Genomic DNA, 24,176 nt, shown 5'->3' on the forward strand with positions numbered 1-24,176 from the left:
AGGCCGGATAAGGTGCCCGCGCCGCCATCCGGCAAAATCTATGCGCCCGGCAAAATAGACCAGAACGCATTCACCAGCGGCTCATGCAGCCGCTTTTTTTGTGCGCACACGCCCAGCTCGAACGGCGTTCTCTCATCGCTGCGCTCCAGGATCATCACGCGGTTACGCACCGGCTCCGGGCTGTTTTCCAGCACCACCTCCGGGATCAGCGCCACGCCGCAGCCCAGCGCCACCATCGATACCATCGCCTCATGCCCGCCCACCGTGGCGTAAATCGACGGATTACTGATTTTTTGCCGACGGAACCACAGTTCAATACGACGACGCACCGGTCCCTGATCGGGCATGATAAAAGGCACCGTCGACCAGTCCGGCTCGGCAACGGACACCTGATTGCGCACCGGGCAGGGCAGCGCCGGGGCGATCAGCACCACCGCCAGATTTTCCAGCATTGAAAAGGCCACCGCGCCGGGCAGCGTTTCCGGTTTGCCCGCAATCGCCAGATCCGCCTCGCCGGTGACCACTTTGTCCATCGCGTCGGCGGCATCGCCGGTGGTCAGCTTGATTTCCACGGACGGGTGTTCGGCGCGAAAACGGTCGAGGATCGGCGGCAGATGGCTGTAGGCCGCCGTTACCGAACAAAACAGCTTAAGCTCGCCGGACAGCGATGGCCCCTGCTGATCGATGGTGTGGCGCAACTGCTGATACTGCAACAGCGTATGCTGCGCGAAGGTACGCAGCTCTTCCCCCGCTTCGGTCAGCGTCACGGTGCGGTTATCGCGCACAAACAGCGGCTGCCCCAGGTCTTCCTCCAGACGCTGGATCTGCCGGGAAAGGGTGGAAGGACTGACGTGCATGGCGCGCGCGCTGCGGCCAAAATGACGGCTTTCCGCCAGATGCAGGAAGATTTTCAGATCGCGTAAATCCATCGGGTCAGCTCCAGATTTTTACGTTGCGAATTATGCAACGTGACGTTGTTAATATATCAATTTCAGCAACGCATTTCCTGTCATATAGTGGGTTCATTCTCGCAATAACGCGAACCGAATAATAAGTACGACACAACATCACGAGGATCGACCATGGCTAACTACTTCAATACACTGAACCTGCGCCAGCAGCTGGCGCAACTGGGCAAATGTCGCTTTATGGGCCGCGATGAATTCGCTGACGGCGCAAGCTTCCTCCAGGGTAAAAAAGTGGTCATCGTCGGTTGTGGCGCGCAGGGTCTGAACCAGGGCCTGAACATGCGTGACTCCGGTCTGGATATCTCCTACGCGCTGCGTGCCGAAGCCATTGCTGAAAAACGCGCCTCGTGGCGTAAAGCGACCGAAAACGGCTTTAAAGTCGGTACTTACGAAGAGCTGATACCGCAGGCGGATCTGGTGGTTAACCTGACGCCGGACAAACAGCACTCCGACGTGGTGCGTTCCGTACAGCCGCTGATGAAAGACGGCGCTGCGCTGGGCTATTCCCACGGCTTCAACATCGTGGAAGTGGGCGAGCAGATCCGTAAAGACATTACCGTGGTGATGGTGGCGCCGAAATGTCCGGGTACGGAAGTGCGCGAAGAGTACAAACGTGGTTTCGGCGTACCGACGCTGATCGCCGTGCACCCGGAAAACGATCCGAAAGGCGAAGGCATGGCGATTGCTAAAGCCTGGGCCGCAGCAACCGGCGGTCACCGTGCGGGCGTGCTGGAATCCTCTTTCGTGGCGGAAGTGAAATCTGACCTGATGGGCGAGCAGACCATTCTGTGCGGTATGTTGCAGGCTGGCTCTCTGCTGTGCTTTGACAAGCTGGTGGAAGAGGGCACCGACCCGGCATACGCAGAAAAACTGATCCAGTTCGGCTGGGAAACCATCACCGAAGCACTGAAGCAGGGCGGTATCACCCTGATGATGGATCGCCTGTCCAACCCGGCGAAAGTGCGTGCGTATGCGCTGTCTGAACAGCTGAAAACCATTATGGCGCCGCTGTTCAAAAAACATATGGATGACATCATCTCCGGTGAATTCTCCTCCGGCATGATGGCTGACTGGGCCGAAGACGATAAGAAACTGCTGACCTGGCGCGAAGAGACCGGTAAAACCGCCTTTGAAACTGCGCCGCAGTTTGAAGGCAAAATCGCCGAGCAGGAATACTTCGACAAAGGCGTGCTGATGATCGCGATGGTGAAAGCGGGCGTTGAGCTGGCGTTCGAAACCATGGTGGATTCCGGCATCATCGAAGAATCCGCGTACTACGAATCGCTGCACGAGCTGCCGCTGATCGCTAACACCATCGCCCGTAAGCGTCTGTATGAAATGAACGTGGTGATCTCCGATACCGCCGAGTACGGTAACTACCTGTTCTCTTATGCCTGCGTGCCGCTGCTGAAAGAGTTTATGACCACGCTGCAACCGGGCGATCTGGGCAAGGCGATTGAAGGGACTGCGGTGGATAACGCCCAGTTACGCGACGTGAACGAAGCGATCCGCAGCCACGCCATTGAGGCGGTCGGTAAGAAACTGCGCGGTTATATGACGGATATGAAGCGTATTGCCGTCGCCGGTTAATAACACCCTATAGCGTTACTGTAGGCCCGGTAAGCGCCAGCGCCACCGGGCTTTATTAAGCACTAAATGTAGGCCCGGTAAGCGTCAGCGCCACCGGGCTTTTTATCAGTTGCGGTACAGCACTTTAATGATGTGGTAGCCGAACTGGGTGTGCAGCGGGCCGGTTGGCTCCAGCACCGGGCAGGAGAACACCACTTTATCGAAGGCCGGAACCATCTGGCCCTGACGGAATTCACCTAAATGACCGCCTTTTTTACCTGACGGGCAGGTAGAGTGTTTTTTCGCCAGCTTCTCGAAATCGCCGCCGTTTTTGATCTGTTCCAGAAGATCTAACGCCAGTTTCTCTTCTTTAACAAGGATATGCATTGCTGCCGCTGTTTTTGCCATGATCGTGCCTTGAGTCAGATAGTTTACGCTCGCTATACTACCACGCGTTTTTATCCCCTCCTGCCTTTCATTGAGTGATTTTCTTATGCGTTTGAACCCCGGACAACAACAAGCCGTCGAATTTGTCACCGGACCCTGTCTGGTGCTGGCGGGGGCCGGCTCCGGCAAAACCCGTGTGATCACCAATAAGATCGCGCACCTGATCCGTGGCTGCGGTTATCAGGCGCGACACATCGCGGCGGTAACCTTTACCAATAAAGCCGCGCGGGAAATGAAAGAGCGTGTCGGGCAGACGCTGGGACGTAAAGAGGCGCGCGGCCTGATGATCTCCACCTTCCATACGCTGGGGCTGGATATCATCAAGCGGGAATTCGCGGCGCTCGGCATGAAGTCCAACTTTTCCCTGTTTGACGACACCGACCAGGTGGCGCTGCTCAAAGATCTGACCGAGGGGCTGATCGATGACGATAAAGTGGTGCTGCAACAGCTGATCTCGACGATCTCTAACTGGAAAAACGATCTTTGCACGCCCGCGCAGGCAGCGGCTCAGGCGAAAGGCGAGCGGGATCGTATCTTCGCCCACTGCTACGGCCTGTACGACGCGCACATGAAAGCCTGTAACGTGCTCGATTTTGACGATCTGATCCTGCTGCCGACGCTGCTGCTGCAGCGCAATGAAGAGGTTCGCGAGCGCTGGCAGAACAAGATCCGCTATCTGCTGGTGGATGAATATCAGGACACCAACACCAGCCAGTACGAGCTGGTAAAACTACTGGTAGGCAGCCGCGCGCGCTTTACCGTGGTGGGGGATGATGACCAGTCGATCTACTCCTGGCGCGGGGCGCGGCCGCAAAACCTGGTGCTGTTAAGCCAGGATTTCCCCGCTTTACAGGTGATCAAGCTGGAGCAGAATTACCGCTCATCCGGACGCATTCTGAAAGCGGCGAACATCCTTATCGCCAATAACCCGCACGTGTTTGAAAAGCGGCTGTTCTCCGAACTGGGCTACGGCACCGAGCTGAAAGTGCTGACGGCCAATAATGAAGATCACGAAGCGGAGCGCGTCACCGGCGAGCTGATTGCACATCACTTCATCCAGAAAACGCAGTACAAAGATTACGCCATTCTCTATCGCGGTAATCATCAGTCCCGCGTGTTCGAAAAATTCCTTATGCAGAACCGCATTCCGTACCGCATCTCCGGCGGCACGTCGTTTTTCTCACGTCCGGAAATCAAAGATCTGCTCGCTTATCTGCGCGTGCTGACCAATACCGACGACGACAGCGCTTTCCTGCGCATTGTGAACACGCCGAAGCGGGAAATTGGCTCTGCTACCCTCCAGAAGCTGGGCGAGTGGGCCAACACGCGCAACAAAAGCCTGTTCGCCGCCAGCTTCGACATGGGCCTGACCCAGACGCTGACCGGGCGCGGGTATGAATCGCTGACCCGCTTTACCCACTGGCTGGGTGAAGTGCAGCGCCTGTCCGAGCGCGATCCCATCGCGGCGGTGCGCGATCTGATCCACGGCATCAACTATGAATCCTGGCTGTATGAAACCTCACCCAGCCCGAAAGCCGCTGAAATGCGCATGAAAAACGTCAACACGCTGTTCAGCTGGATGACGGAAATGCTCGAAGGTAGCGATATTGATGAGCCGATGACCCTGACGCAGGTGGTGACGCGCTTTACCCTGCGCGACATGATGGAGCGCGGCGAAAGCGATGAAGAGTCCGACCAGGTGCAGCTGATGACGCTGCACGCCTCGAAAGGTCTGGAGTTTCCGTACGTGTTTATGGTGGGAATGGAAGAAGGCTTCCTGCCGCACCAGAGCAGCATTGATGAAGACAATATCGAAGAAGAGCGCCGCCTGGCCTATGTTGGCATCACCCGCGCGCAAAAGGAGCTGACCTTCACGCTGTGCAAAGAGCGTCGTCAGTACGGCGAACTGGTGCGCCCGGAGCCGAGCCGTTTTCTGCTCGAACTGCCGCAGGACGATGTGATCTGGGAGCAGGAGCGCAAAGTGGTCAGCGCCGAAGAGCGGATGCACAAAGGCCAGGCGAACCTGGCCAGTATCAAAGCGATGCTGGCAAAATCGAAAGCGAAATAATCCCTCCGCCTGTGCAGAGGGATCAATCACACGGTTACTGCTGCCCCGCCCACACCACCATCACTTTATCGTCGCCCGCTTCACGGGTAAAACCATAGCCCTGCGGCATGGAAAGCGTGGTTTGCTTACCCATGCCGATAGCCGGATGGCGGGCGCGGAACTGCCCCAGCCGCTGCCAGTGGGCGACACGCGGCGCAGCGCTGCCGGTCACATCCTGCCAGTTCATATCCGAACGCGTGCCCTGGAGCGGATCCGAGCCGGTGGGTCCGAACGGTCGTCCGGACTCGTCGCCGTAAAAAATCTGCACCGCGCCGGGCGTCAGCAACAGCAGTTCAGCCGCCCGCTGATCCGCTTCGCGGAACAGCCGCGTATCGTGGGATGACAAATAACTCAGCACGTTAAAACGCTGTAGCTTGTCGGCCATCTGCTGCCACGTCAGATCGATGCTGGCGAAGCAATCCGCCGCTTTCGCCGCCTGCTCCTGATAATCAAAATTGATCATCGCATCGAATCCATGACGGTAATAGCTGCTCTCCATGACGCCGTGGCCCCAGGCTTCGCCGGTCATCCAGAAAGGCGCGTCATCGCGTTTTTTCTGCGGGTTGGCCTGCTTCCACTCTGCCAGCGCTTGAGTCGCCTGGGTTTTCAACTGCTGTAAGGTGGCCATATCCACATGCTTGGCGGTATCGACACGGAAACCGTCAATGCCGTACTCCCGCACCCAGTCGCTCAGCCAGCGGGTGAGGTAATCACGCGGCGTGAAGCCGTCGATAGCTTTCGCGCGGGTATCCGGCTTGTGCTGATAAAACACTGGCAGTCCGGAGGGAGTGGTCGACTCGGTTTTCAGATCCGGTAAAAACGCCAGCGACATGGTGAGATCGTCGAAGCCGGGATTATCGTAATCGCCAATATCGGTGCGCACCCAGGCTTTGCCCCACCAGTTTTGCCAGGCGTTTTTATCGCTGAAGTTGATGTAATCATTAAAGCTGTGCCAGTTCTGTCCGGCGGCGGGCTTCCAGTCTGTCCAGCGCTCGCCGAGCACTTTTTTACGCTCCTCGCCCTGCACATAGAGCGCGCCGAACTGATACTGCTGCATATCGGCCAGGGTCGCGTAACCGGTATGGTTTACCACCACGTCAAACAGGATGCGGATGCCGCGCTGGTGCGCTTCATCCACCAGCGTGCGCAGATCCGCTTCGCTGCCCATGTTGGCATCAAGCATCGTCCAGTCCTGGATGTAATAGCCATGATAGGCGTAATGCGGGAAATCGCCTTTGGTGCCGCCGCCCACCCAGCCGTGGATCTGCTCGAAGGGCGCGCTGATCCACAGCGCATTGACGCCGAGCTGCGAGAGGTAATCCAGCTTTTGCGTCAGCCCTTTCAGATCGCCGCCATGAAAAGTGCCGATCTCTTCCATGCCGTCTTTGTGGCGGCCATAGCTGTTGTCATTGGCCGGATCGCCGTTTACGAAACGATCGGTCAGCACAAAATAGACGGTGGCGTTATGCCAGTCGAAGGGCGCGGTGGCGTCGGTTTCCGCGCGCTCAAGCAGCAGCAGACCGTCACTGTTCGCATCGGGCAGCAGGGTGATTTTTCCCTGTTTGACCGTGGCGGTTTGCTGACTGTAGAAATCGCGCACCACGCTGCCTTCGGCAAAGGTTTTACTGACGTCCAGGGTAAGGGGTTTGCCGTCCCATTTCGGACACTGGCGCGTTACCGCTGCGGCGCTGGTCTGCGGCGCGCTCTTCACCGTCAGCATCAATGTTGGCGTACCGGAACGGGTATCCAGTTGCAGCTGATAATCGCCATCGCGGAACACACGCCACTGCGGCGGCGTACCGGAACAGGGCTGCAAAGAGAGCATTTGGTTGAGTCTTGGCGTATCGACTGGCTGCCAGCACTGTTGATCAAGCTTCAGGGTTAACGGATAAGCGCCTTTTTTCAGCGGCGCGTCGCTGCGATAAACCCCCGATCCGGCATCGCTAAAGGCGGGGAAACCGGGGGATGTCCAGTCTGACCAGGCCACCGTGGGCAGCAGCAATAATAGGAGGGCTGAACGTTTCATTCGGGGTTCCTGTCGGATGATTTTTGCCCAGTGTGCCAGAAGAGGCTGGCGGGTAACTCATCCCGATGAGCGCTTACGCAGGGGTGAGGCGAAAGGGTGAGTGATCTGCTTCAAAAAACGGCAACAATTTGCGATAAACGCTGCATTTCGTGCATAATTTATACGCTGAAACGGATTAGCTGATGACACGCATTCGGAAATCGCTTATTCATTGTGTGTCAATAAAAGGGTATTTTTGATATGATTTGAGATTCCGCTCTCAAAATTGTGAATCAAATAAGGTGTTGGAATGCAACAATCCGACCTGGAGACCTGATGATAACGACTCCCATACGACGATATGGGGTAACGATTCTAATGTTTCTCACCCTGGTATTTTCCGGTGAGGTGCTTGCCAAGACGCACGAAAAAACAGCGAGTCATAAAACCCCGATAACCAAACAGATAAGTAAGAAGCAGGCTAGCAGTAAACAAGAGTATTCTCGCAATAGTGCAAAGAGTAGTTCACTTCCTGATTTGCGAAAATACCCTTCCGGGACACCAAGAAAAAAAGCGTTTCTCCGGACGGTCATGCCTTATATTACGAGTCAAAACGCAACGATCGCCGCTGAACGTAACTGGTTGATGTCAAAACAGTACGAAAGCCAGTGGTCGTCGGCCGAGCGCGCGCGCCTGAAGGATATTGCCAAACGCTATAAAGTGAACTGGTCGGGCAATACCCGCCGTATTCCGTGGAATACGCTGCTGGATCGCGTCGACATCATTCCGGACAGCATGGTGGCGACCATGGCCGCAGCAGAAAGCGGCTGGGGAACCTCTAAGCTGGCGCGTAGCAACAATAACCTGTTCGGCATGAAGTGCATGAAAGGTCACTGTACGAACGCGCCCGGCAAGGTGAAAGGCTACTCCCAGTTTGCTTCGGTGAAAGAGTCAGTGAACGCCTACGTGGTTAACCTGAATACGCACCCGGCGTATAAGTCGTTCCGTAAGTCCCGCGCGCAGCTGCGCAAAGCGGACCAGGAAGTGACGGCGAGCAATATGATCCATAAGCTCAAAGGCTATTCCACGCAGGGCAAGCGCTACAACAACTATCTGTTTGCCATGTATCAGGACAATCAGCGACTGATTGCCGCCCACATGTAAACGAAAACGCCTTCCAGCCGGAAGGCGTTTTTTTTCGTCAGGCAATAACGGCTACATCATCACTTCACTGTACCGGTCCCGGTAATCTTTCGGCGTGGTGTCGTACTCCTTCCTGAATACCGAATAGAAATACTGCAACGACGGATAACCGCACATCTGTGAGATCTCGTTAATGGACAGCGAGGTGGAAATCAGCAGGCTGCGGGCTTTCTCCAGTTTTTCAGCGTGGATCACCGCGTGAATGGTTTCACCGACTTCCTCTTTAAAGCGCTTTTCCAGATTCGATCGGGAAATGCCGACCGCGTCCAACACCTGATCCACCTTGATCCCTTTGCAGGCGTGATTGCGGATATAGTGCATGGCCTGGATCACCGCGGGATCGCTCAGCGATCGGTAATCCGTCGAACGCCGCTCCACCACGCGCACCGGCGGCACCAGCAATCGCTGTAACGGCAATGGCTCATTATCCAGCAGACGGTGCAGTAGTTTCGCTGCCTGATAGCCCATTTGCCGTGTTCCCTGCGCCACTGACGAGAGTGCCACGCGCGACAGATAACGCGTCAGCTCTTCGTTATCAATACCGATCACGCACAGTTTTTCCGGCACAGGAATATGCAGATGCTCGCACACCTGCAAGACATGGCGGGCGCGCGCGTCGGTGACGGCGATAATGCCGGTCTGCGGCGGCAGGGTTTGCAGCCAGTCGGCCAGTCGGTTTTGCGCGTGCTGCCAGTTCTCCGGCGCGGTTTCCAGCCCCTGATACACCACGCCGCGATATTTCTCCTGCGCCACCAGCTGGCAGAACGCATACTCCCGCTCCACCGCCCAGCGCTTGCCGCTGGAGGCGGGCAGGCCGTAAAAGGCGAAACGCTGTACGCCTTTCTCTTTTAAATGCAAAAAGGCGCTTTCAACCAGCGCATGATTATCGGTGGCGATGTAATGCACCGGCGGATAGTTATCCGCCCGATGGTACGAACCGCCCACGCCGACGATGGGCACATTAACCCCGGCCAGCAACCGCTGGATCTCGTCGTCATCGTAGTCAGCGATAACGCCATCCCCCAGCCATTCGCGGATATTGTCGATACGGGTGCGAAAATCTTCCTCAATAAAAATATCCCACTCGGACTGCGACGCCTGCAAATATTCACCCACGCCTTCGACAACCTGGCGGTCATAGGCTTTATTGGCATTGAATAACAACGTAATGCGGTGGCGCTTTTCAAACATGTTGGTCTCTTATTCAGTAGAACACTACGTCTGCTTACCACATTCAGCACACTGCCGGAAAAATTTCCTCCGGCAGTGTGATCATCCCTGAGATTTCATTACCTTATGCGCGACGTTTGGTGGCGGAATCCATCCATACCGCCAGCAACAAAATCGCCCCTTTCACGATGTACTGCCAGAACGTCGGCACGTCCATCATGCTCATACCATTATCCAGTGACGCCATAATGAACGCCCCCATCACCGCACCCGCCACGCTGCCAATACCGCCAGCCAGGCTGGTGCCGCCGATCACACAGGCAGCGATGGCATCAAGCTCTGCGATGTTGCCCGCTGAAGGCGAACCGGCCCCCAGTCGTGAACTCAGGATCAAACCGGCGATAGCCACCATCAGGCCGTTGATGGCGAACACCGCCAGCTTAGTGCGCTCCACGTTAATACCGGAAAGGCGCGCCGCCTCGATGTTGCCGCCGATGGCATAGATGCGGCGGCCAAAGGCGGTGCGTGTCGCCATAAACATTCCGGCGAGCAGCAGGAAGGTGAGGATCAGCACCGGCGTCGGCACGCCACGGTAATCGTTCAGCAGCCAGATGGCCCCCAGCACGATCACTGCAATCAGCGCCTGGCGGCCCACGACTGAAGACGACGCGCCAGCGCTAAGTCCCAGCGCCTGGCGGCGCATCCGTCCGCGCCACTGCCATAGCGTGAAAGCAACCAGCCCCAGCGCGCCGACGCCAAAGCCGACGACGTCCGGCAGATAGCTTTGACCAATCTGCGACATGGCAGCGCTGGTGGGCGACACGGTGGTACCGTTGGTGATGCCGATCAGCACGCCGCGAAAGGCGAGCATCCCGGCGAGGGTGACGATAAACGACGGCACTTTACGGTACGCCACCCACCAGCCGTTCCAGGTACCGAGCAGCAGGCCCAGCACCAGCGTTACCACAATGGTCAGCGGCAGCGGCCAGCCCAGCCAGACGTCGAAAATGGCCGCCACGCCGCCCAGCAGCCCCATCATCGAGCCGACCGAGAGATCGATCTCCGCGGAAATAATCACAAACACCATGCCCACCGCCAGAATGCCGGTGATCGCCGTCTGGCGCAGCAGGTTGGAGACATTACGCGCGCTCAGGTACGAGCCGTCGGTCATCCAGGTGAAAAACAGCATGATCACCACTATCGCGGCAATCATCACGAATACCTGCAAATTCAGTGATTTCAGTCCGCCGAAGGTAACAGGCTGCGGCGCGGACACCTTGAGTTCAGATGGGTTGGTTTTCGACATGATGTTCGCTCCTCAGCGCCGCTTCCATAACCTGTTCCTGGGTCAGATGATGATTGATGAGATTGGCCTTAAGCCTGCCTTCGTGCATGACCAGCACCCGATCGCTGAGGCCCAGCACTTCCGGAAGCTCCGATGAAATGACAATGACGGCGATGCCCTGTTGCACAAGCTGATTGATAAGTTTGTAGATCTCGTATTTCGCGCCAATATCAATGCCGCGCGTGGGTTCATCGAGGATCAAAATGCGCGGGTTGAGCAGCAGACAGCGCGCCAGAATCGCCTTCTGCTGATTGCCGCCGCTCAGGCGGCCAATCGCCAGCTCCGGCGAGGAGGTTTTCACCTTCAGCCGTGCCAGTGACTGCAAAATACATTGCTGCTCGGCGGCATCGTCGAGGCTGGTGAGCGGGCCGGAAAACTGATCCAGCGCGGCGAGGGTGATATTTTTACCCACCGCCATCACCGGCACGATGCCGTCTTTTTTGCGGTCTTCCGGCACCATCGCAATGCCGTGGCGAATGGCTTCCTGACAGTTACGGATCTGCACCGGCTGACCATCAATAAATACCCGTCCTTCATGACGCCCCGGCCAGACGCCAAACAGGCACTGGACCGCTTCGGTACGCCCGGCGCCGACCAGCCCGGCGATGCCTAAAATCTCGCCGCGCTTAAGGGAAAAGGAGACGTCGTTGACGCGCTTAATATGCCGGTTGACCGGATGCCAGGCGGTCAGATGCTCGACGCGCAGGATCTCGTCGCCGGTAGTATGGGGTTCATTCGGGTAAAGGGCGGTCAGTTCGCGACCGACCATCATGGTGATAATGTCATCCTCACTCATTCCGGCAGCCTCGCGGGTGCCGATATGCTGCCCGTCGCGGATCACGCAGATAACGTCTGAAATGGCTTTCACTTCATTCAGCTTGTGCGAGATATAGATGCAGGCGATGCCGTGGTGTTGCAGATCGCGAATAATATCAAGCAGCACCGCGGTTTCCTGCTCCGTCAGCGAGGCAGTAGGCTCGTCGAGGATCAACAGGCGCACCTGCTTGTTCAGCGCCTTGGCGATCTCCACCAGTTGCTGCTGCCCGAGACCCAGGTCGCCCACACGGGTATCGGGAGAAATGGCGAGGCTGACCTGCGCCAGTAATTTCTGGCAGCGCAGCGTCATAGTGTCGTAATCCATCACCCCGTGATGGGTGATTTCGGCACCGAGGAAGATATTTTCCAGCACGGTGAGGTGTTTCACCAGCGCCAGTTCCTGATGAATAATGGCGATGCCTTTGCGCTCTGTATCGCGAATATGGCTGGCCTCGATCGTTTCGCCCGCAAAAACGATGTCGCCGTCATAGCTGCCAAAGGGATAAATCCCGCACAGCACTTTCATCAGGGTGGATTTACCGGAACCATTCTCGCCGCACAGGGACAATACTTCTCCGGCGTTCAGTTGCAGGCTGACATTATCCACGGCTTTCACTGCGCCAAAGGCCTTGGTAATGTTTTTCATCTCAAGTAAATAAGGCATACCCGCTCCGCATAAGGCCAAGGATAACAGTATTTGAAACGCTTCCCCGTACCGGACGGGGAAGCGCACAAAGATTACAGCTGGCTCTTTTGATGGAATCCGTCTTTGATGACAGTGGCGTCGATATTGTCTTTATTCACTTCGATTGGCGTCAGCAGGCGGGCGGGCACATCTTTCAGTCCGTTGTTCAGCGTGGCATCAGCCTTAGGCGTTTTGCCGTTACCCAGTTCGACAGCGATCTCCGCAGCGGTGTTCGCCAGTTGGGTGATCGGCTTATAGACGGTCATCGTCTGGCTGCCGTTGATAATGCGTTTGACCCCGGCGAGATCCGCATCCTGGCCTGAAATCGCCACTTTACCCGCCAGACCCTGCGCACTCAGCGCCTGGATCGCGCCGCCCGCCGTGGCGTCGTTCGAGGCGACTACCGCATCAATTTTGTTATTGTTGGCGGTCAGCGCGTTTTCCATGATTTTGAGCGCGTTTTCCGGCAGCCAGCCGTCAGCCCACTGATCGCCGACAATTTTAATTTTTCCGCTGTCGATATAGGGTTTTAATACTTTCATCTGACCGGCGCGGAAGAGCTTGGCGTTATTATCCACCGGTGAGCCGCCCATCAGGAAATAATTGCCCTGGGGCACTTTTTCTACCAGGCTTTGCGCCTGAAGTTCGCCGACTTTTTCATTATCAAAGGAAATATAGAAATCGATGTCAGCATTATTAATCATGCGATCGTAGGCTAATACTTTTATGCCTTCCTGCTTCGCTTCTTTTACGACGTTACTTAATACCTGACCGTTGTAAGGAATAATAACCAGCACATCAACGCCGCGGTTGATCATATTTTCAATCTGCGACATCTGGGTTTCTTCGTTGCCATTCGCAGACTGCACAAATACTTCGGCACCTAAGGATTCGGCTTTTTTAACAAAAATATCGCGATCTTTCTGCCAGCGCTCCAGACGCAGGTCATCAATGGCCATACCGATTTTAATCTCTTTCGCCTGCCCGGCAAAGGTGGCGAGCAGCAGGGAAGCGCAGACTGTAAGGCAAAGGTTCTTTATCTTCATAATAGTAATACCTTTTTGTAGGGTTATAGGGCCTGAGATAAAAGAAACATGCAGGATCCAGACGCAGCAAATTCTTAACGCGGAATCAAAACCTGGCAATTACTGATTTTTATCCTGGCGTTACGATATTTGGTTTATTTGCTAATTTATGACCGCGATCTGATTTTAATCTTCCCGGGTATTAGATTTTGCAGAAAATTGGAAGGCGCGCCGCAAGGTAACCTGTAGACATTTATTTTGGGAGCCAGCGCACGTTTGTGCATTATCTCAATAGCAGTGTGAAATAACGTAATTGAGCCAGGCGCTGAGAGGATCCAGTATTAACGCAGCAACGAACACTCGCCGCATACATTGATTATGGAGCTGATTATGCAAGCCTATTTCGACCAACTTGAACGTGTACGCTACGAAGGTACCCAATCCACCAATCCGTTAGCCTTCCGCCACTACAATCCGGACGAGCTGGTTCTGGGCAAGCGCATGGAAGATCATCTGCGTTTCGCCGCCTGTTACTGGCACACCTTCTGCTGGAACGGCTCTGATATGTTTGGCGTGGGAGCCTTTGAACGCCCCTGGCAGCAGGCGGGCGATGCGCTTGAGCTGGCAAAACGTAAAGCCGATGTGGCCTTTGAGTTTTTCCACAAACTGAATGTGCCTTACTACTGCTTCCATGATGTCGACGTCTCGCCGGAAGGCGCATCGCTGAAAGAGTATCTGAACAATTTTGCGAAAATGACCGACGTGCTGGCGCAAAAACAGCAGGAGAGCGGCGTGAAGCTGCTGTGGGGCACGGCAAACTGCTTTACTAATCCTCGCTACGGCGCGGGCGCGGCCACCAACCCGGATCCGGAAGTGTTCAGCTGGGCGGCCACGCAGGTGGTGACGGCAATGAACGCTACCCATCAACTGGGCGGTGAAAACTATGTGCTGTGGGGTGGTCGCGAAGGCTACGAAACCCTGCTGAATACCGATCTGCGCCAGGAGCGCGAGCAAATTGGCCGCTTCATGCAGATGGTGGTGGAGCACAAACACAAAATCGGCTTCCAGGGCACTCTGCTGATTGAGCCAAAACCGCAGGAGCCAACCAAGCACCAGTACGATTACGACGTCGCCACGGTCTACGGCTTCCTCAAGCAGTTCGGTCTGGAAAAAGAGATCAAAGTGAATATCGAAGCCAACCACGCCACTCTGGCGGGGCACACCTTCCACCACGAGATCGCCTCCGCCATCGCGCTGGGCATCTTTGGCTCTGTGGATGCTAACCGTGGCGATCCACAGCTGGGCTGGGATACCGACCAGTTCCCGAACAGCGTTGAAGAGAACGCGCTGGTGATGTATGAAATCGTCAAAGCGGGCGGTTTTACCACCGGTGGTCTGAACTTTGACGCCAAAATCCGCCGCCAGAGCACCGACAAATACGATCTGTTCTACGGTCATATTGGCGCGATGGACACCATGGCGCTGGCGCTGAAAGTGGCGGCGCGCATGATTGAAAGCGGCGAACTGGATAAGCGCGTGGCGAAGCGTTACGCAGGCTGGAACGGTGAGCTGGGTCAACAGATCCTGAAAGGACAGCTGTCGCTGGCGGAACTGGCGAAGCACGCTGAGCAACAAAACCTGGCGCCGCAGCACCAGAGCGGCCATCAGGAACTGCTGGAAAATCTCGTTAACCGTTATCTGTTTGGTTAGCAAACCCTGAGCGCCACGTCCGTCGTGGCGCTCCGATCACAGCCTGTACAGGAGCAGTCATTATGTACATCGGTATCGACCTCGGCACCTCGGGCGTAAAAGCGATCCTGCTGGGCGAGCAGGGTAACGTGCTTGCCTCTTACACCGAGTCGCTGACGGTTTCACGCCCGCATCCACTCTGGTCCGAGCAGGATCCCGAACAGTGGTGGCTGGCGACGGATCGCGCAATCAAAGGCCTCGGCGCACAGCATCCGCTGGCCCAGGTAAAAGCCGTGGGGATCGCCGGGCAGATGCACGGCGCCACCCTGCTTGATAAACAGGACGTTATCCTGCGTCCGGCGATTTTATGGAACGATGGCCGCTGCGGTGAAGAGTGCGCGCTGCTTGAAGCCCAGGTGCCGGACTCGCGCGCCATTACCGGCAATCTGATGATGCCCGGTTTTACCGCGCCAAAACTGCTGTGGGTGAAGCGTCACGAACCGGACGTGTTCGCCCGCGTGGCGAAAGTATTACTGCCTAAAGATTACCTGCGTCTGCGCATGACCGGCGAGTACGCCAGCGATATGTCCGATGCGGCAGGCACCCTGTGGCTGGACGTCGCGAAGCGTGACTGGAGCGATACCCTGCTGGCAGCCTGCGGACTGACCCGCGACCAGATGCCCGCGCTGTTTGAAGGCAGCGCCATTACCGGCAGTCTGTTGCCTGAGGTGGCGCAGGCCTGGGGATTACCCGCCGTGCCGGTGGTGGCTGGCGGAGGCGATAACGCCGCCGGTGCCGTGGGCGTTGGCATGATCGATGCGGGCCAGGCGATGCTCTCCCTCGGCACCTCCGGCGTCTATTTTGCCGTCAGCGATGGCTTTCTGAGTAAACCGGAAAGCGCCGTGCACAGTTTCTGCCACGCGCTGCCGGAACGCTGGCATTTAATGTCCGTGATGCTGAGCGCCGCCTCCTGTCTCGACTGGGCGGCGAAGCTGACCGGCCTGTCCTCGGTGGCGGAACTGATTAACGCCGCGCAGCAGGCGGATAAGAACGCCGGTGACCTCTGGTTTCTGCCGTATCTCTCCGGCGAGCGCACGCCGCATAACAACCCGCAGGCGAAAGGCGTCTTTTTTGGTCTGACCCATCAGCACGGGCAGAACGAACTGGCGCGCGCTGTGCTGGAAGGCGTCGGCTACGCGCTGGCGGACGGCATGGATGTGGTGCATGCCTGTGGCATCACGCCGCAAAGCGTCACGCTGATTGGCGGCGGAGCGCGCAGCCCTTACTGGCGGCAGATGCTGGCGGATATCAGCGGTCAGCAGCTGGATTACCGCACCGGCGGCGATGTCGGTCCGGCGCTCGGCGCGGCAAGGCTGGCGCAGATCGCCCTTAACCCGGATCGGGCGCTGTCCGATCTGCTGCCGCCGTTGCCGCTGGAGCAGGCGCATCTGCCGGATGCCGCGCGCCACGCGCATTACGCACCGCGCCGGGAAACCTTCCGCCGCATCTACCAGCAGCTTCTGCCGTTGATGTCGTGAAAGCAGGCCGTCCGCGAACGGCCTGATGATGTCCTTTTCTGGTATTAGCAAACGCAGGACGCCTTGTCAGAATGGCAGTACACCCACTGCACAAGGCGTCCTGAAATGACCCGTACCGCGCTTATCAATATCGATACCCAACAATCCTTCCCGCAAAAAGATTTCTGGCAGGAGGAGGAGTAGTTGCCTGCATTTCAGGAGGCAATGCTCCGTCTGGTGGCGGCGGATCTGGGCTACCGCGTGACCTTTGTCAGCGAAGCGACGTTAACCTTCCCGATGACGCATAATGGCATTACGCTGGACAGCGCAACGCTGCGTCACCGCACGGAAACCGTGCTGGTGGATCGCTTTGCCGCCATTAAAACCGTAACCCAAACGCTGGAGTCGCTTGCATGAGTGTGGATGTCTGGTTCGTGATGCTGCCGGGGGTGCTGGCGCTGGATATGACCGGCCCGGCAGAAACCTTTGCGCTGGCGGGCAATGCGTTCCGCCTGCATTTCATCGGGCCGGACGCCGAGGTGCCGACCTCTGTCGGCGTGACCATGGGCAATATCGCGCCGCTGCCCGACACGCTGCCGGATGGCAGTCTGCTGGTGCTTCCCGGCGTGTCAGACTCCTCACGCTATTTCGCCACACCGCAGGCCGACCGTGTTTGTCACTGGTTGATGCGCCAGCAGCCGCTGATCCACAGCCAGAACATCACCCTGATGTGCGTCTGTTCCGGCTCCCTGCTGGCGGCGAAAGCCGGGCTGATGCAGGGGATCACCTGCACCACACACCACGATGTGATCGCCCGGCTGAAGGCCGCCGCGCCGACGGCGCAGGTGAAAGAGAACCGCATTTTTATTGAAGATCGCGGCATCTGGACCAGCGCCGGTATCACCTCGGGGATTGATTTAACCCTGCACCTGATTAACCGCCTGTGCGGGCCGGAAACGGCGCTGGCCGTGGCGCGGGAGATGGTGGTGTGGTTTCGCCGCTCGGGGGACGATCCACAGCTGTCGCCCTGGTTGCGCTATCGTAATCATCTGCATCCGGCGATCCACCGGGCGCAGGATGCGTTAACGAATGCACCTGAAAAAGCCTGGTCGCTGGTGGACATTGCCGCCTGTGCGCACGTCAGCCCGCGTCACCTGACGCGGCTGTTCCAGCAACATCTGGGCATCAGCGTGCGCGACTACCTGGAACAGCTGCGGCTGGCGGTGGCGGAGCAGTGGCTGGTGCAGGGGCGCGGTGTCGAACACGCGTCGCAGGCCGCGGGATTTTCCTCTCCGCGGCAGCTGCACCGCGCCCGCCAGCGGGCCATCAGCTGACAAAGCGACGGCTATCGAGGCGCTGCAACAGCATCGACAGCGCTAAACTGCATACCAGCGCGGCGGCGAAGATCCACAGCATATCCAGCAGCGGCGAGCTTTTTATCTCCACCCCGCGCGTGCGTAACGCATGAATAATCAGCGCGTGAAAGCCGTAAATGCCTAATGAATGCCGCGAGATCAGCCCCAGACCCGGCAGAACGCGGGTATTGAGCGTGTTTTTCACCAGCGTAAGCAGGCTGATGGCGCAGATAAACACCATCGGGCCGCAATAGTGATACCAGGTATCGGCGAAATTACCGCGCCAGCGCAGTTCATGCAGCGTGCCGCGCGAAATGACAAACACTGCGGCAATAAACAGCGCCGCGCACAGCCCGCTCACATATTTGCGCTGCGTATCCATCATGCCGAGGGCGCGCCCGAGAATGCCGTACAGCACGTAGTAAAAGGTATCGCCGTTGATGTACAGATTCACCGGCAGCCATTCCACGCCGCCGGTTTTCAGCGACAGGGTATTAGGGTTGGCGACTACGCCAATCACCACGGTCAGCGCCAGCAGCATTTTGCCGCTCACGCTTTTCACCTGGATCAGCGGCGACAGCAGGTAAATCACAATGATGGCGAAGAAAAACCACAGGTGATAAAACACCGGCTTTTGCAGCAGGTTTCTCAGCGACAGCTCGCCGTTTATCGAGGTAAAAAACGTAATATAGAGAAACGCCACCAGACTGTAGAACAGCAGGCAGAGGCCGATGCGCAAAAAATGGCGCGGCTGCGCGCTGCGTTCACCAAAGAACAGATAGCCTGAAATCATAAAAAACAGCGGTACGCTGACCCGCGACGCGGAATTGAGGATATTGGCCATATCCCAGTACAGTGGGCTGACGCTCTGCGCGTTGGTGATATACCAGCTGGTGGTGTGGATCATCACGACCATCAGGCAGGCGATGCCCCGCAGATTGTCTATCCAGTTAATTTTTGACTGCATTCGTTCCCCGATTTCCGTCTTAAACAGGCTCTGACTCGCGATTGCCAGCGTGTTCTCACTGGATAATTCCGAGTTTCCCGGCTTGCGCTTGTACCTGCCATGCTGTGTTTGCAATATATTTAACAGCGCAATCAGCCTGCTCCCTCTTATTAAAAATAATAGCCAGATAACATGGCGGCGATAAAAATGATGATGAAGTATGTATTTCCAGCATTATTACTCTTACTGACCGGCTGTAGCAGCCCTGACGGGCAGAGCGTACAAAAAGCGCAGCAGGCGAAGGTCAGCCCGGCCCGCTCGTTGTCCATGGAGCAACTGTGCAAAGAGAACGCCGCTCACCGCTATAATACCGGGGCGCAGAATATTGCAGTCACCGGCTTTGTACAATTTCAGGCGAGTTATGAAGTGCGCGGCTATACGCCCCGTGAAGAACGTTTTGTTTGCGCTTTCGATCCCGACGGTCAGTTTTTGCACCTTTCCATGCGCTAAGGCCACGCCACAAACCCAATTTTCCCTAAACAACCCCGTTTCGTACTGTATATCTTGCGGTCAACGGGTATACTGGCGACTTCCTTAAATCCACCGTATCCAGCACGAAATATTATGCAAAAGTTTGATACCAGGACCTTCCAGGGCCTGATCCTGACCTTACAGGATTACTGGGCTCGCCAGGGCTGCACCATTGTTCAACCATTGGACATGGAAGTGGGCGCCGGCACCTCACACCCGATGACCTGCCTGCGCGCGCTGGGGCCAGAGCCTATGGCGACCGCCTATGTGCAGCCTTCCCGCCGTCCGACCGATGGTCGCTATGGCGAAAACCCGAACCGCTTACAGCATTACTACCAGTTTCAGGTGGTCATTAAGCCGTCTCCGGACAATATCCAGGAGCTGTACCTCGGTTCCCTGAAAGAACTGGGTATGGATCCGACCATCCATGACATTCGCTTCGTCGAAGATAACTGGGAAAACCCGACGCTGGGCGCCTGGGGTCTGGGCTGGGAAGTGTGGCTGAACGGCATGGAAGTGACGCAGTTCACTTACTTCCAGCAGGTGGGCGGTCTGGAATGCAAACCGGTTACCGGTGAGATCACCTACGGCCTGGAACGTCTGGCCATGTACATTCAGGGCGTGGACAGCGTTTACGACCTGGTCTGGAGCGACGGCCCGCTGGGTAAAACCACCTACGGCGACGTGTTCCATCAGAACGAAGTGGAACAGTCCACTTATAACTTCGAATACGCTGACGTCGATTTCCTTTTCACCTGCTTCGAGCAGTATGAAAAAGAAGCGCAGCAGCTGCTGGCGCTGGAAACCCCGCTGCCGCTGCCTGCTTACGAGCGCATTCTGAAGGCCGCCCACAGCTTTAACTTGCTGGATGCGCGCAAAGCCATCTCCGTGACTGAACGTCAGCGTTACATTTTGCGTATTCGCACGCTGACCAAAGCCGTTGCAGAGGCTTATTACGCGTCCCGTGAAGCCCTTGGCTTCCCGATGTGCAACCGAAATAAATAAGAGGCGGCCATGTCTGAAAAAACTTTTCTCGTGGAACTCGGCACTGAAGAGCTGCCACCAAAAGCCCTGCGCAGCCTGGCGGAATCCTTTGCTGCGAACGTGACGGCGGAACTGGATGCCGCGGGCATCGCCCACGGTAACGTGGAGTGGTTCGCCGCCCCGCGCCGTCTGGCGCTGAAAATCGCCAGCCTCGCGGCGGCGCAGCCGGATCGTGAAGTTGAAAAACGTGGCCCGGCGATTGCTCAGGCCTTTGATGCGGAAGGTAAACCGAGCAAAGCGGCTGAAGGCTGGGCGCGCGGCTGCGGCATCACCGTTGATCAGGCGGAGCGTCTGACCACCGATAAAGGCGAATGGCTGCTTTATCGTGCCCATGTGAAAGGCGAAAGCGTGCAGACGCTGCTGCCGAACATGATTGCGACCTCCCTTGCTAAACTGCCGATCCCGAAACTGATGCGCTGGGGCGCAAGCGACGTACACTTCGTGCGTCCGGTTCATACCCTGACTCTGCTGCTGGGGGATGAAGTGATCCCGGCGACGATCCTCGGTATCACCTCCGATCGCGTGATCCGCGGCCACCGCTTTATGGGCGAGCCGGAATTCACCATCGACAATGCCGATCAGTATCCGCAGATCCTGCTGGAGCGCGGCAAAGTGATGGCGGATTACGAAGCCCGTAAAGCCAAAATTAAAGCGGACGCTGAAGAAGCGGCGCGTAAGATTGGCGGCATTGCCGATCTCAGCGAAAGCCTGCTGGAAGAAGTGGCCTCGCTGGTGGAATGGCCGGTGGTGCTGACCGCGAAATTCGAAGAGAAATTCCTCGCCGTACCGTCCGAAGCGCTGGTGTACACCATGAAGGGTGACCAGAAATACTTCCCGGTTTACGCGGCGGACGGCAAACTGCTGCCGAACTTCATCTTTGTGGCGAACATCGAGTCCAGCGATCCGCAGCAAATTATTTCCGGTAACGAGAAAGTGGTGCGTCCGCGTCTGGCGGATGCGGAATTCTTCTTTAATACCGACCGTAAAAAGCGCCTGGAAGATAATCTGCCGCGTCTGCAAACCGTACTGTTCCAGCAACAGCTCGGCACGCTGCGCGACAAAACTGACCGCATCACCGCGCTGGCGGGCTGGATCGCCGGTCAGATTGGCGCGGATGTCAGCCATGCTGAACGTGCCGGTCTGCTCTCCAAGTGCGACCTGATGACCAACATGGTGTTTGAGTTCACCGACACCCAGGGCGTGATGGGCATGCACTACGCACGTTTCGATGGCGAAGCGGAAGACGTTGCCGTGGCCCTGAAAGAGCAGTATCAGCCGCGCTTTGCCGGTGATGCGCTGCCGTCCAACCCGGTGGCCTGCGCCGTCGCGATTGCCGATAAAATGGACACCCTGGCGGGTATCTTTGGTATCGGTCAGCATCCGAAAGGCGACAAAGATCCGTTTGCGCTGCGTCGTGCCGCGCTGGGCGTGCTGCGTATTATCGTCGAGAAAAACCTTTCTCTCGATCTGCAAACCCTCACCGAAGAAGCCGTGCGTCTGTATGGCGATAAGCTGACTAACGCTAACGTTACTGACGACGTCATCGACTTTATGCTGGGTCGTTTCCGCGCCTGGTATCAGGATGAAGGCTACAGCGTGGATACCATTCAGGCGGTGCTGGCGCGTCGTCCGACCCGTCCGGCTGATTTCGATGCGCGTATGAAGGCGGTGTCCCACTTCCGTACGCTCTCCGAAGCGGCGGCGCTGGCGGCAGCCAACAAACGTGTCTCCAACATCCTGGCGAAATCCAGCGAGCCGCTGAACGATAACGTTCACGCCTCGGTGCTGAAAGACGATGCGGAAATCCGCCTTGCCATGCAGGTGGCGGTGATGCGCGATAAGCTGCAGCCGGTCTTCGCTGAAGGCCGTTATCAGGACGCGTTGATCGAGCTGGCCTCGCTGCGCGAGCCGGTGGATGAGTTCTTTGAAAGCGTGATGGTGAATGCCGAAGACGCGCAGGTGCGTATCAACCGCCTGACGCTGCTGGCGAAGCTGCGTGAGCTGTTCCTGCAGGTCGCGGATATTTCGCTGTTGCAGTAAGTCTCATTGCCCGGCGGCGCAGGCTTGCCGGACCTACATTTATTTTGTAGGCCGGGTAAGCGTAGCGCCACCCGGCACAAAACATAAAACCCGCCATTTGGCGGGTTTAAACTTTCAGGAACACCTCAGGTACAAAGTACAAAAAATTATTCCATCAATTGCTTACTTAATCTTGGGTTGGCCTGGAGCAGGCGCAGCAACTTCAGTTCAGTCGGGGAGGGTTTTACCCTTTTAGACTCCCATTCATGAACCATCGCCACGCTCACACCCATTACCCGGGCAAAATCATCGTTTTTCAGACCGGTACCTTTACGCAGCTGCTCAAACTCACTGAAAGGATTAGGTTTTTGATTCAACGTGATAGTTTGTTGCGATACATCGTGTTTAAAGACAATTTGTTCCAGACTGCTAAGCAGTTCAAACATAGGATCTTTATATTCCATTGAGAACTCCTCATAAATCACAAGGCGTGATCGTAAACGACAACGAGCCATTTAAGAGTAGTCGGTAAATATTATTCTGGATGGTTGCGAGAGTGATTAATTGTCAGGTAATGGACCTTTATATACTAAAAATACCTTTTTTCTTGTCCAGGCTCTCTTTAATGCCTTGATCATTAAGCCCTGGTTTTTAGCTGTAGACTTTTGTAAATGATCAGCAAAAAAAATACTAAGCATTGCCGGTACGCACTAAGCGTAGCGGGGGCCGCAGAGCAATTCCGATGCGGGGCTTTCCCTGACAAGAATGTCAGGAAAGGGTATCTTGCAAAGCCGACCTGGACTATCCTTGTCAGCGTCGGGCACGTGTGTGCCGGTGTGCGCTTTTTTGGGTGAAAGGAGTAATAAAATGGCGACAGGAAAGTCCTGCTCTCGCTGGTTTGCGCCTCTTGCGGCGTTATTAATGGTGGTTAGCCTGAGTGGGTGTTTTGATAAAGAAGGCGATCAGCGCAAGGCGTTTATCGATTTTCTGCAAAATACAGTGATGCGCAGCGGTGAGCGTTTGCCTACCCTGACCGCGGATCAGAAAAAACAGTTTGGTCCCTTTGTATCGGATTACGCCATTCTTTATGGTTATTCCCAGCAGGTGAATCAGGCGATGGACGCGGGTCTGCGTCCGGTTGTAGACAGCGTGAATGCCATTCGCGTGCCGCAGGATTACATGACCCAGCGCGAACCGCTGCGTCAGGCAAACGGGTCGTTAGGCGTGCTGAGCCAGCAGTTGCAGAATGCAAAAATGCAGGCGGATTCTTCTCGTGCCGCGCTGAAACAGGCCGATGATTTGAAGCCGGTTTATGACCAGGCTTATCAAAAAGTGGTTACCGCGCCGTCAAACGCGCTGCAACCGCTGATCCCGGCTGCACAAATCTTTACGCAGCAACTGGTTCAGGTGGGTGATTTTATTGCCCAGCAGGACACACAGGTGAGCTTTGTTGCTAACGGGATCCAGTTCCCGACTTCCCAGCAGGCCAGCCAGTATAACTCGCTGATTGGGCCGCTGGCGTCGCAGCATCAGGCGTTTACACAAGCCTGGACCGCTGCCGTTAACGCGACGCAATAAGCGTTTCGTCCCCCCGCCAAAAAGCGGGGGGATCCGCCGCTTCGCTGAGGCCCTGGCCTTGTGGACGGCTGAAATAAGTCTTGCTAAGCCTCCGGGATAATGCGTTAATGCTCCCCGGTTTGACGTACAGACCTAAAGCACTTTATAAAGCAGTCCC

At 56.5% G+C, this 24,176-nt stretch carries 19 protein-coding genes and 1 pseudogene; 11 read left to right on the forward strand and 9 right to left on the reverse strand.

Features of this window, described 5'->3' with window-relative positions; genetic code table 11:
- Nucleotides 1-38: 38 nt before the first annotated feature.
- Entirely contained in the window at nt 39-929 is an 891-nt protein-coding gene (gene ilvY / locus BMF08_RS06345; RefSeq protein WP_072571430.1) for an HTH-type transcriptional activator IlvY, read from the reverse strand.
- Between the two features lie 153 nt (nt 930-1,082).
- Here ilvY and ilvC point away from each other — a divergent pair, with 153 nt between their 5' ends.
- Complete coding sequence (gene ilvC / locus BMF08_RS06350; protein ID WP_072571431.1) at nt 1,083-2,558, forward strand: ketol-acid reductoisomerase; 1,476 nt, start codon at nt 1,083-1,085, stop codon at nt 2,556-2,558.
- A 105-nt stretch (nt 2,559-2,663) separates the two neighbouring features.
- Here ilvC and ppiC read toward each other — a convergent pair whose 3' ends face one another.
- A complete protein-coding gene (ppiC, locus tag BMF08_RS06355; protein WP_024555327.1) occupies nt 2,664-2,945 on the reverse strand; it encodes a peptidylprolyl isomerase PpiC in 282 nt (93 codons plus the stop codon).
- Between the two features lie 85 nt (nt 2,946-3,030).
- On the opposite strand from ppiC, the gene rep reads away from it, so the two are divergent.
- Nucleotides 3,031-5,052, forward strand: a complete 2,022-nt coding sequence (rep, locus tag BMF08_RS06360; RefSeq protein WP_072571432.1) for a DNA helicase Rep — start codon at nt 3,031-3,033, stop codon at nt 5,050-5,052.
- Nucleotides 5,053-5,086: 34 nt separating this feature from the next.
- Here the strand turns inward: rep and BMF08_RS06365 are convergent, their stop codons facing one another.
- A complete protein-coding gene (locus BMF08_RS06365; protein WP_072571433.1) occupies nt 5,087-7,117 on the reverse strand; it encodes an alpha-amylase in 2,031 nt (676 codons plus the stop codon).
- Nucleotides 7,118-7,432: 315 nt separating this feature from the next.
- Here BMF08_RS06365 and BMF08_RS06375 point away from each other — a divergent pair, with 315 nt between their 5' ends.
- Nucleotides 7,433-8,260 (forward strand): protein bax, encoded by an 828-nt coding sequence (locus BMF08_RS06375; RefSeq protein ID WP_072571434.1) that lies wholly within the window; start codon nt 7,433-7,435, stop codon nt 8,258-8,260.
- A gap of 51 nt (nt 8,261-8,311) precedes the next feature.
- Here BMF08_RS06375 and xylR read toward each other — a convergent pair whose 3' ends face one another.
- The 4 genes from xylR to xylF form a co-directional block, all read right to left on the reverse strand.
- Nucleotides 8,312-9,490 (reverse strand): D-xylose utilization transcriptional activator XylR, encoded by a 1,179-nt coding sequence (xylR, locus tag BMF08_RS06380; protein WP_072571435.1) that lies wholly within the window; start codon nt 9,488-9,490, stop codon nt 8,312-8,314.
- 103 nt (nt 9,491-9,593) lie between these two features.
- Nucleotides 9,594-10,775, reverse strand: coding sequence for a xylose ABC transporter permease XylH (xylH, locus tag BMF08_RS06385; RefSeq protein WP_072571436.1), 1,182 nt, complete (start codon nt 10,773-10,775; stop codon nt 9,594-9,596).
- Nucleotides 10,753-12,294, reverse strand: coding sequence for a xylose ABC transporter ATP-binding protein (locus tag BMF08_RS06390; RefSeq protein WP_072571437.1), 1,542 nt, complete (start codon nt 12,292-12,294; stop codon nt 10,753-10,755). The genes xylH and BMF08_RS06390 overlap by 23 nt, the downstream gene beginning before the upstream one ends.
- A gap of 74 nt (nt 12,295-12,368) precedes the next feature.
- On the reverse strand, nt 12,369-13,361 hold the full coding sequence (gene xylF / locus BMF08_RS06395) for a D-xylose ABC transporter substrate-binding protein (RefSeq protein WP_072571438.1): 993 nt from the start codon (nt 13,359-13,361) through the stop codon (nt 12,369-12,371).
- Nucleotides 13,362-13,730: 369 nt separating this feature from the next.
- Here xylF and xylA point away from each other — a divergent pair, with 369 nt between their 5' ends.
- The 4 genes and pseudogenes from xylA to BMF08_RS06420 all read left to right on the forward strand — a co-directional run bounded on the left by xylA (nt 13,731) and on the right by BMF08_RS06420 (nt 17,880).
- A complete protein-coding gene (xylA, locus tag BMF08_RS06405) occupies nt 13,731-15,050 on the forward strand; it encodes a xylose isomerase (protein WP_099458832.1) in 1,320 nt (439 codons plus the stop codon).
- Between the two features lie 62 nt (nt 15,051-15,112).
- Nucleotides 15,113-16,567 carry a xylulokinase gene (xylB, locus tag BMF08_RS06410; RefSeq protein ID WP_072571440.1) on the forward strand — a complete coding sequence of 485 codons (1,455 nt, stop codon included), beginning with the start codon at nt 15,113-15,115 and terminating at the stop codon, nt 16,565-16,567.
- 216 nt (nt 16,568-16,783) lie between these two features.
- Nucleotides 16,784-16,963, forward strand: a pseudogene (locus BMF08_RS21445) (hydrolase); the annotation flags it as partial.
- Nucleotides 16,960-17,880: a GlxA family transcriptional regulator gene (locus tag BMF08_RS06420; protein WP_072571441.1), complete on the forward strand. Its 921-nt coding sequence runs from the start codon at nt 16,960-16,962 to the stop codon at nt 17,878-17,880. The pseudogene BMF08_RS21445 and the gene BMF08_RS06420, both read left to right, overlap by 4 nt.
- Here the strand turns inward: BMF08_RS06420 and BMF08_RS06425 are convergent.
- On the reverse strand, nt 17,873-18,868 hold the full coding sequence (locus tag BMF08_RS06425; protein WP_072571442.1) for an acyltransferase: 996 nt from the start codon (nt 18,866-18,868) through the stop codon (nt 17,873-17,875). The two genes, BMF08_RS06420 and BMF08_RS06425, sit on opposite strands and share 8 nt — an antisense overlap.
- A gap of 186 nt (nt 18,869-19,054) precedes the next feature.
- Here BMF08_RS06425 and BMF08_RS06430 point away from each other — a divergent pair, with 186 nt between their 5' ends.
- From BMF08_RS06430 to glyS, 3 genes are all read left to right on the forward strand, one after another.
- On the forward strand, nt 19,055-19,357 hold the full coding sequence (locus tag BMF08_RS06430) for a YsaB family lipoprotein (protein ID WP_072571443.1): 303 nt from the start codon (nt 19,055-19,057) through the stop codon (nt 19,355-19,357).
- A gap of 114 nt (nt 19,358-19,471) precedes the next feature.
- Complete coding sequence (gene glyQ / locus BMF08_RS06435) at nt 19,472-20,383, forward strand: glycine--tRNA ligase subunit alpha (RefSeq protein WP_072571444.1); 912 nt, start codon at nt 19,472-19,474, stop codon at nt 20,381-20,383.
- Between the two features lie 9 nt (nt 20,384-20,392).
- Nucleotides 20,393-22,462 (forward strand): glycine--tRNA ligase subunit beta, encoded by a 2,070-nt coding sequence (glyS, locus tag BMF08_RS06440; RefSeq protein ID WP_072571445.1) that lies wholly within the window; start codon nt 20,393-20,395, stop codon nt 22,460-22,462.
- A 146-nt stretch (nt 22,463-22,608) separates the two neighbouring features.
- Here the strand turns inward: glyS and BMF08_RS06445 are convergent, their stop codons facing one another.
- Nucleotides 22,609-22,905 carry an HTH-type transcriptional regulator gene (locus BMF08_RS06445; protein ID WP_072571446.1) on the reverse strand — a complete coding sequence of 99 codons (297 nt, stop codon included), beginning with the start codon at nt 22,903-22,905 and terminating at the stop codon, nt 22,609-22,611.
- A 403-nt stretch (nt 22,906-23,308) separates the two neighbouring features.
- Between BMF08_RS06445 and BMF08_RS06450 the strand changes: the two genes are divergently transcribed.
- Nucleotides 23,309-24,019: a DUF3053 domain-containing protein gene (locus BMF08_RS06450; RefSeq protein WP_072571447.1), complete on the forward strand. Its 711-nt coding sequence runs from the start codon at nt 23,309-23,311 to the stop codon at nt 24,017-24,019.
- Nucleotides 24,020-24,176 lie beyond the last annotated feature (157 nt).

Source organism: Enterobacter sp. SA187, from assembly GCF_001888805.2.
Classification (GTDB): domain Bacteria; phylum Pseudomonadota; class Gammaproteobacteria; order Enterobacterales; family Enterobacteriaceae; genus Enterobacter_D.

Excerpts from the sequence above, each read along its gene's own strand:
- ilvY (WP_072571430.1), bottom strand. The coding sequence starts at position 929 with ATGGATTTACGCGATCTGAAAATCTTCCTGCATCTGGCGGAAAGCCGT.
- ilvC (WP_072571431.1), top strand. The coding sequence starts at position 1,083 with ATGGCTAACTACTTCAATACACTGAACCTGCGCCAGCAGCTGGCGCAA.
- ppiC (WP_024555327.1), bottom strand. The coding sequence starts at position 2,945 with ATGGCAAAAACAGCGGCAGCAATGCATATCCTTGTTAAAGAAGAGAAA.
- rep (WP_072571432.1), top strand. The coding sequence starts at position 3,031 with ATGCGTTTGAACCCCGGACAACAACAAGCCGTCGAATTTGTCACCGGA.
- BMF08_RS06365 (WP_072571433.1), bottom strand. The coding sequence starts at position 7,117 with ATGAAACGTTCAGCCCTCCTATTATTGCTGCTGCCCACGGTGGCCTGG.
- BMF08_RS06375 (WP_072571434.1), top strand. The coding sequence starts at position 7,433 with ATGATAACGACTCCCATACGACGATATGGGGTAACGATTCTAATGTTT.
- xylR (WP_072571435.1), bottom strand. The coding sequence starts at position 9,490 with ATGTTTGAAAAGCGCCACCGCATTACGTTGTTATTCAATGCCAATAAA.
- xylH (WP_072571436.1), bottom strand. The coding sequence starts at position 10,775 with ATGTCGAAAACCAACCCATCTGAACTCAAGGTGTCCGCGCCGCAGCCT.
- BMF08_RS06390 (WP_072571437.1), bottom strand. The coding sequence starts at position 12,294 with ATGCCTTATTTACTTGAGATGAAAAACATTACCAAGGCCTTTGGCGCA.
- xylF (WP_072571438.1), bottom strand. The coding sequence starts at position 13,361 with ATGAAGATAAAGAACCTTTGCCTTACAGTCTGCGCTTCCCTGCTGCTC.
- xylA (WP_099458832.1), top strand. The coding sequence starts at position 13,731 with ATGCAAGCCTATTTCGACCAACTTGAACGTGTACGCTACGAAGGTACC.
- xylB (WP_072571440.1), top strand. The coding sequence starts at position 15,113 with ATGTACATCGGTATCGACCTCGGCACCTCGGGCGTAAAAGCGATCCTG.
- BMF08_RS06420 (WP_072571441.1), top strand. The coding sequence starts at position 16,960 with ATGAGTGTGGATGTCTGGTTCGTGATGCTGCCGGGGGTGCTGGCGCTG.
- BMF08_RS06425 (WP_072571442.1), bottom strand. The coding sequence starts at position 18,868 with ATGCAGTCAAAAATTAACTGGATAGACAATCTGCGGGGCATCGCCTGC.
- BMF08_RS06430 (WP_072571443.1), top strand. The coding sequence starts at position 19,055 with ATGATGATGAAGTATGTATTTCCAGCATTATTACTCTTACTGACCGGC.
- glyQ (WP_072571444.1), top strand. The coding sequence starts at position 19,472 with ATGCAAAAGTTTGATACCAGGACCTTCCAGGGCCTGATCCTGACCTTA.
- glyS (WP_072571445.1), top strand. The coding sequence starts at position 20,393 with ATGTCTGAAAAAACTTTTCTCGTGGAACTCGGCACTGAAGAGCTGCCA.
- BMF08_RS06445 (WP_072571446.1), bottom strand. The coding sequence starts at position 22,905 with ATGGAATATAAAGATCCTATGTTTGAACTGCTTAGCAGTCTGGAACAA.
- BMF08_RS06450 (WP_072571447.1), top strand. The coding sequence starts at position 23,309 with ATGGCGACAGGAAAGTCCTGCTCTCGCTGGTTTGCGCCTCTTGCGGCG.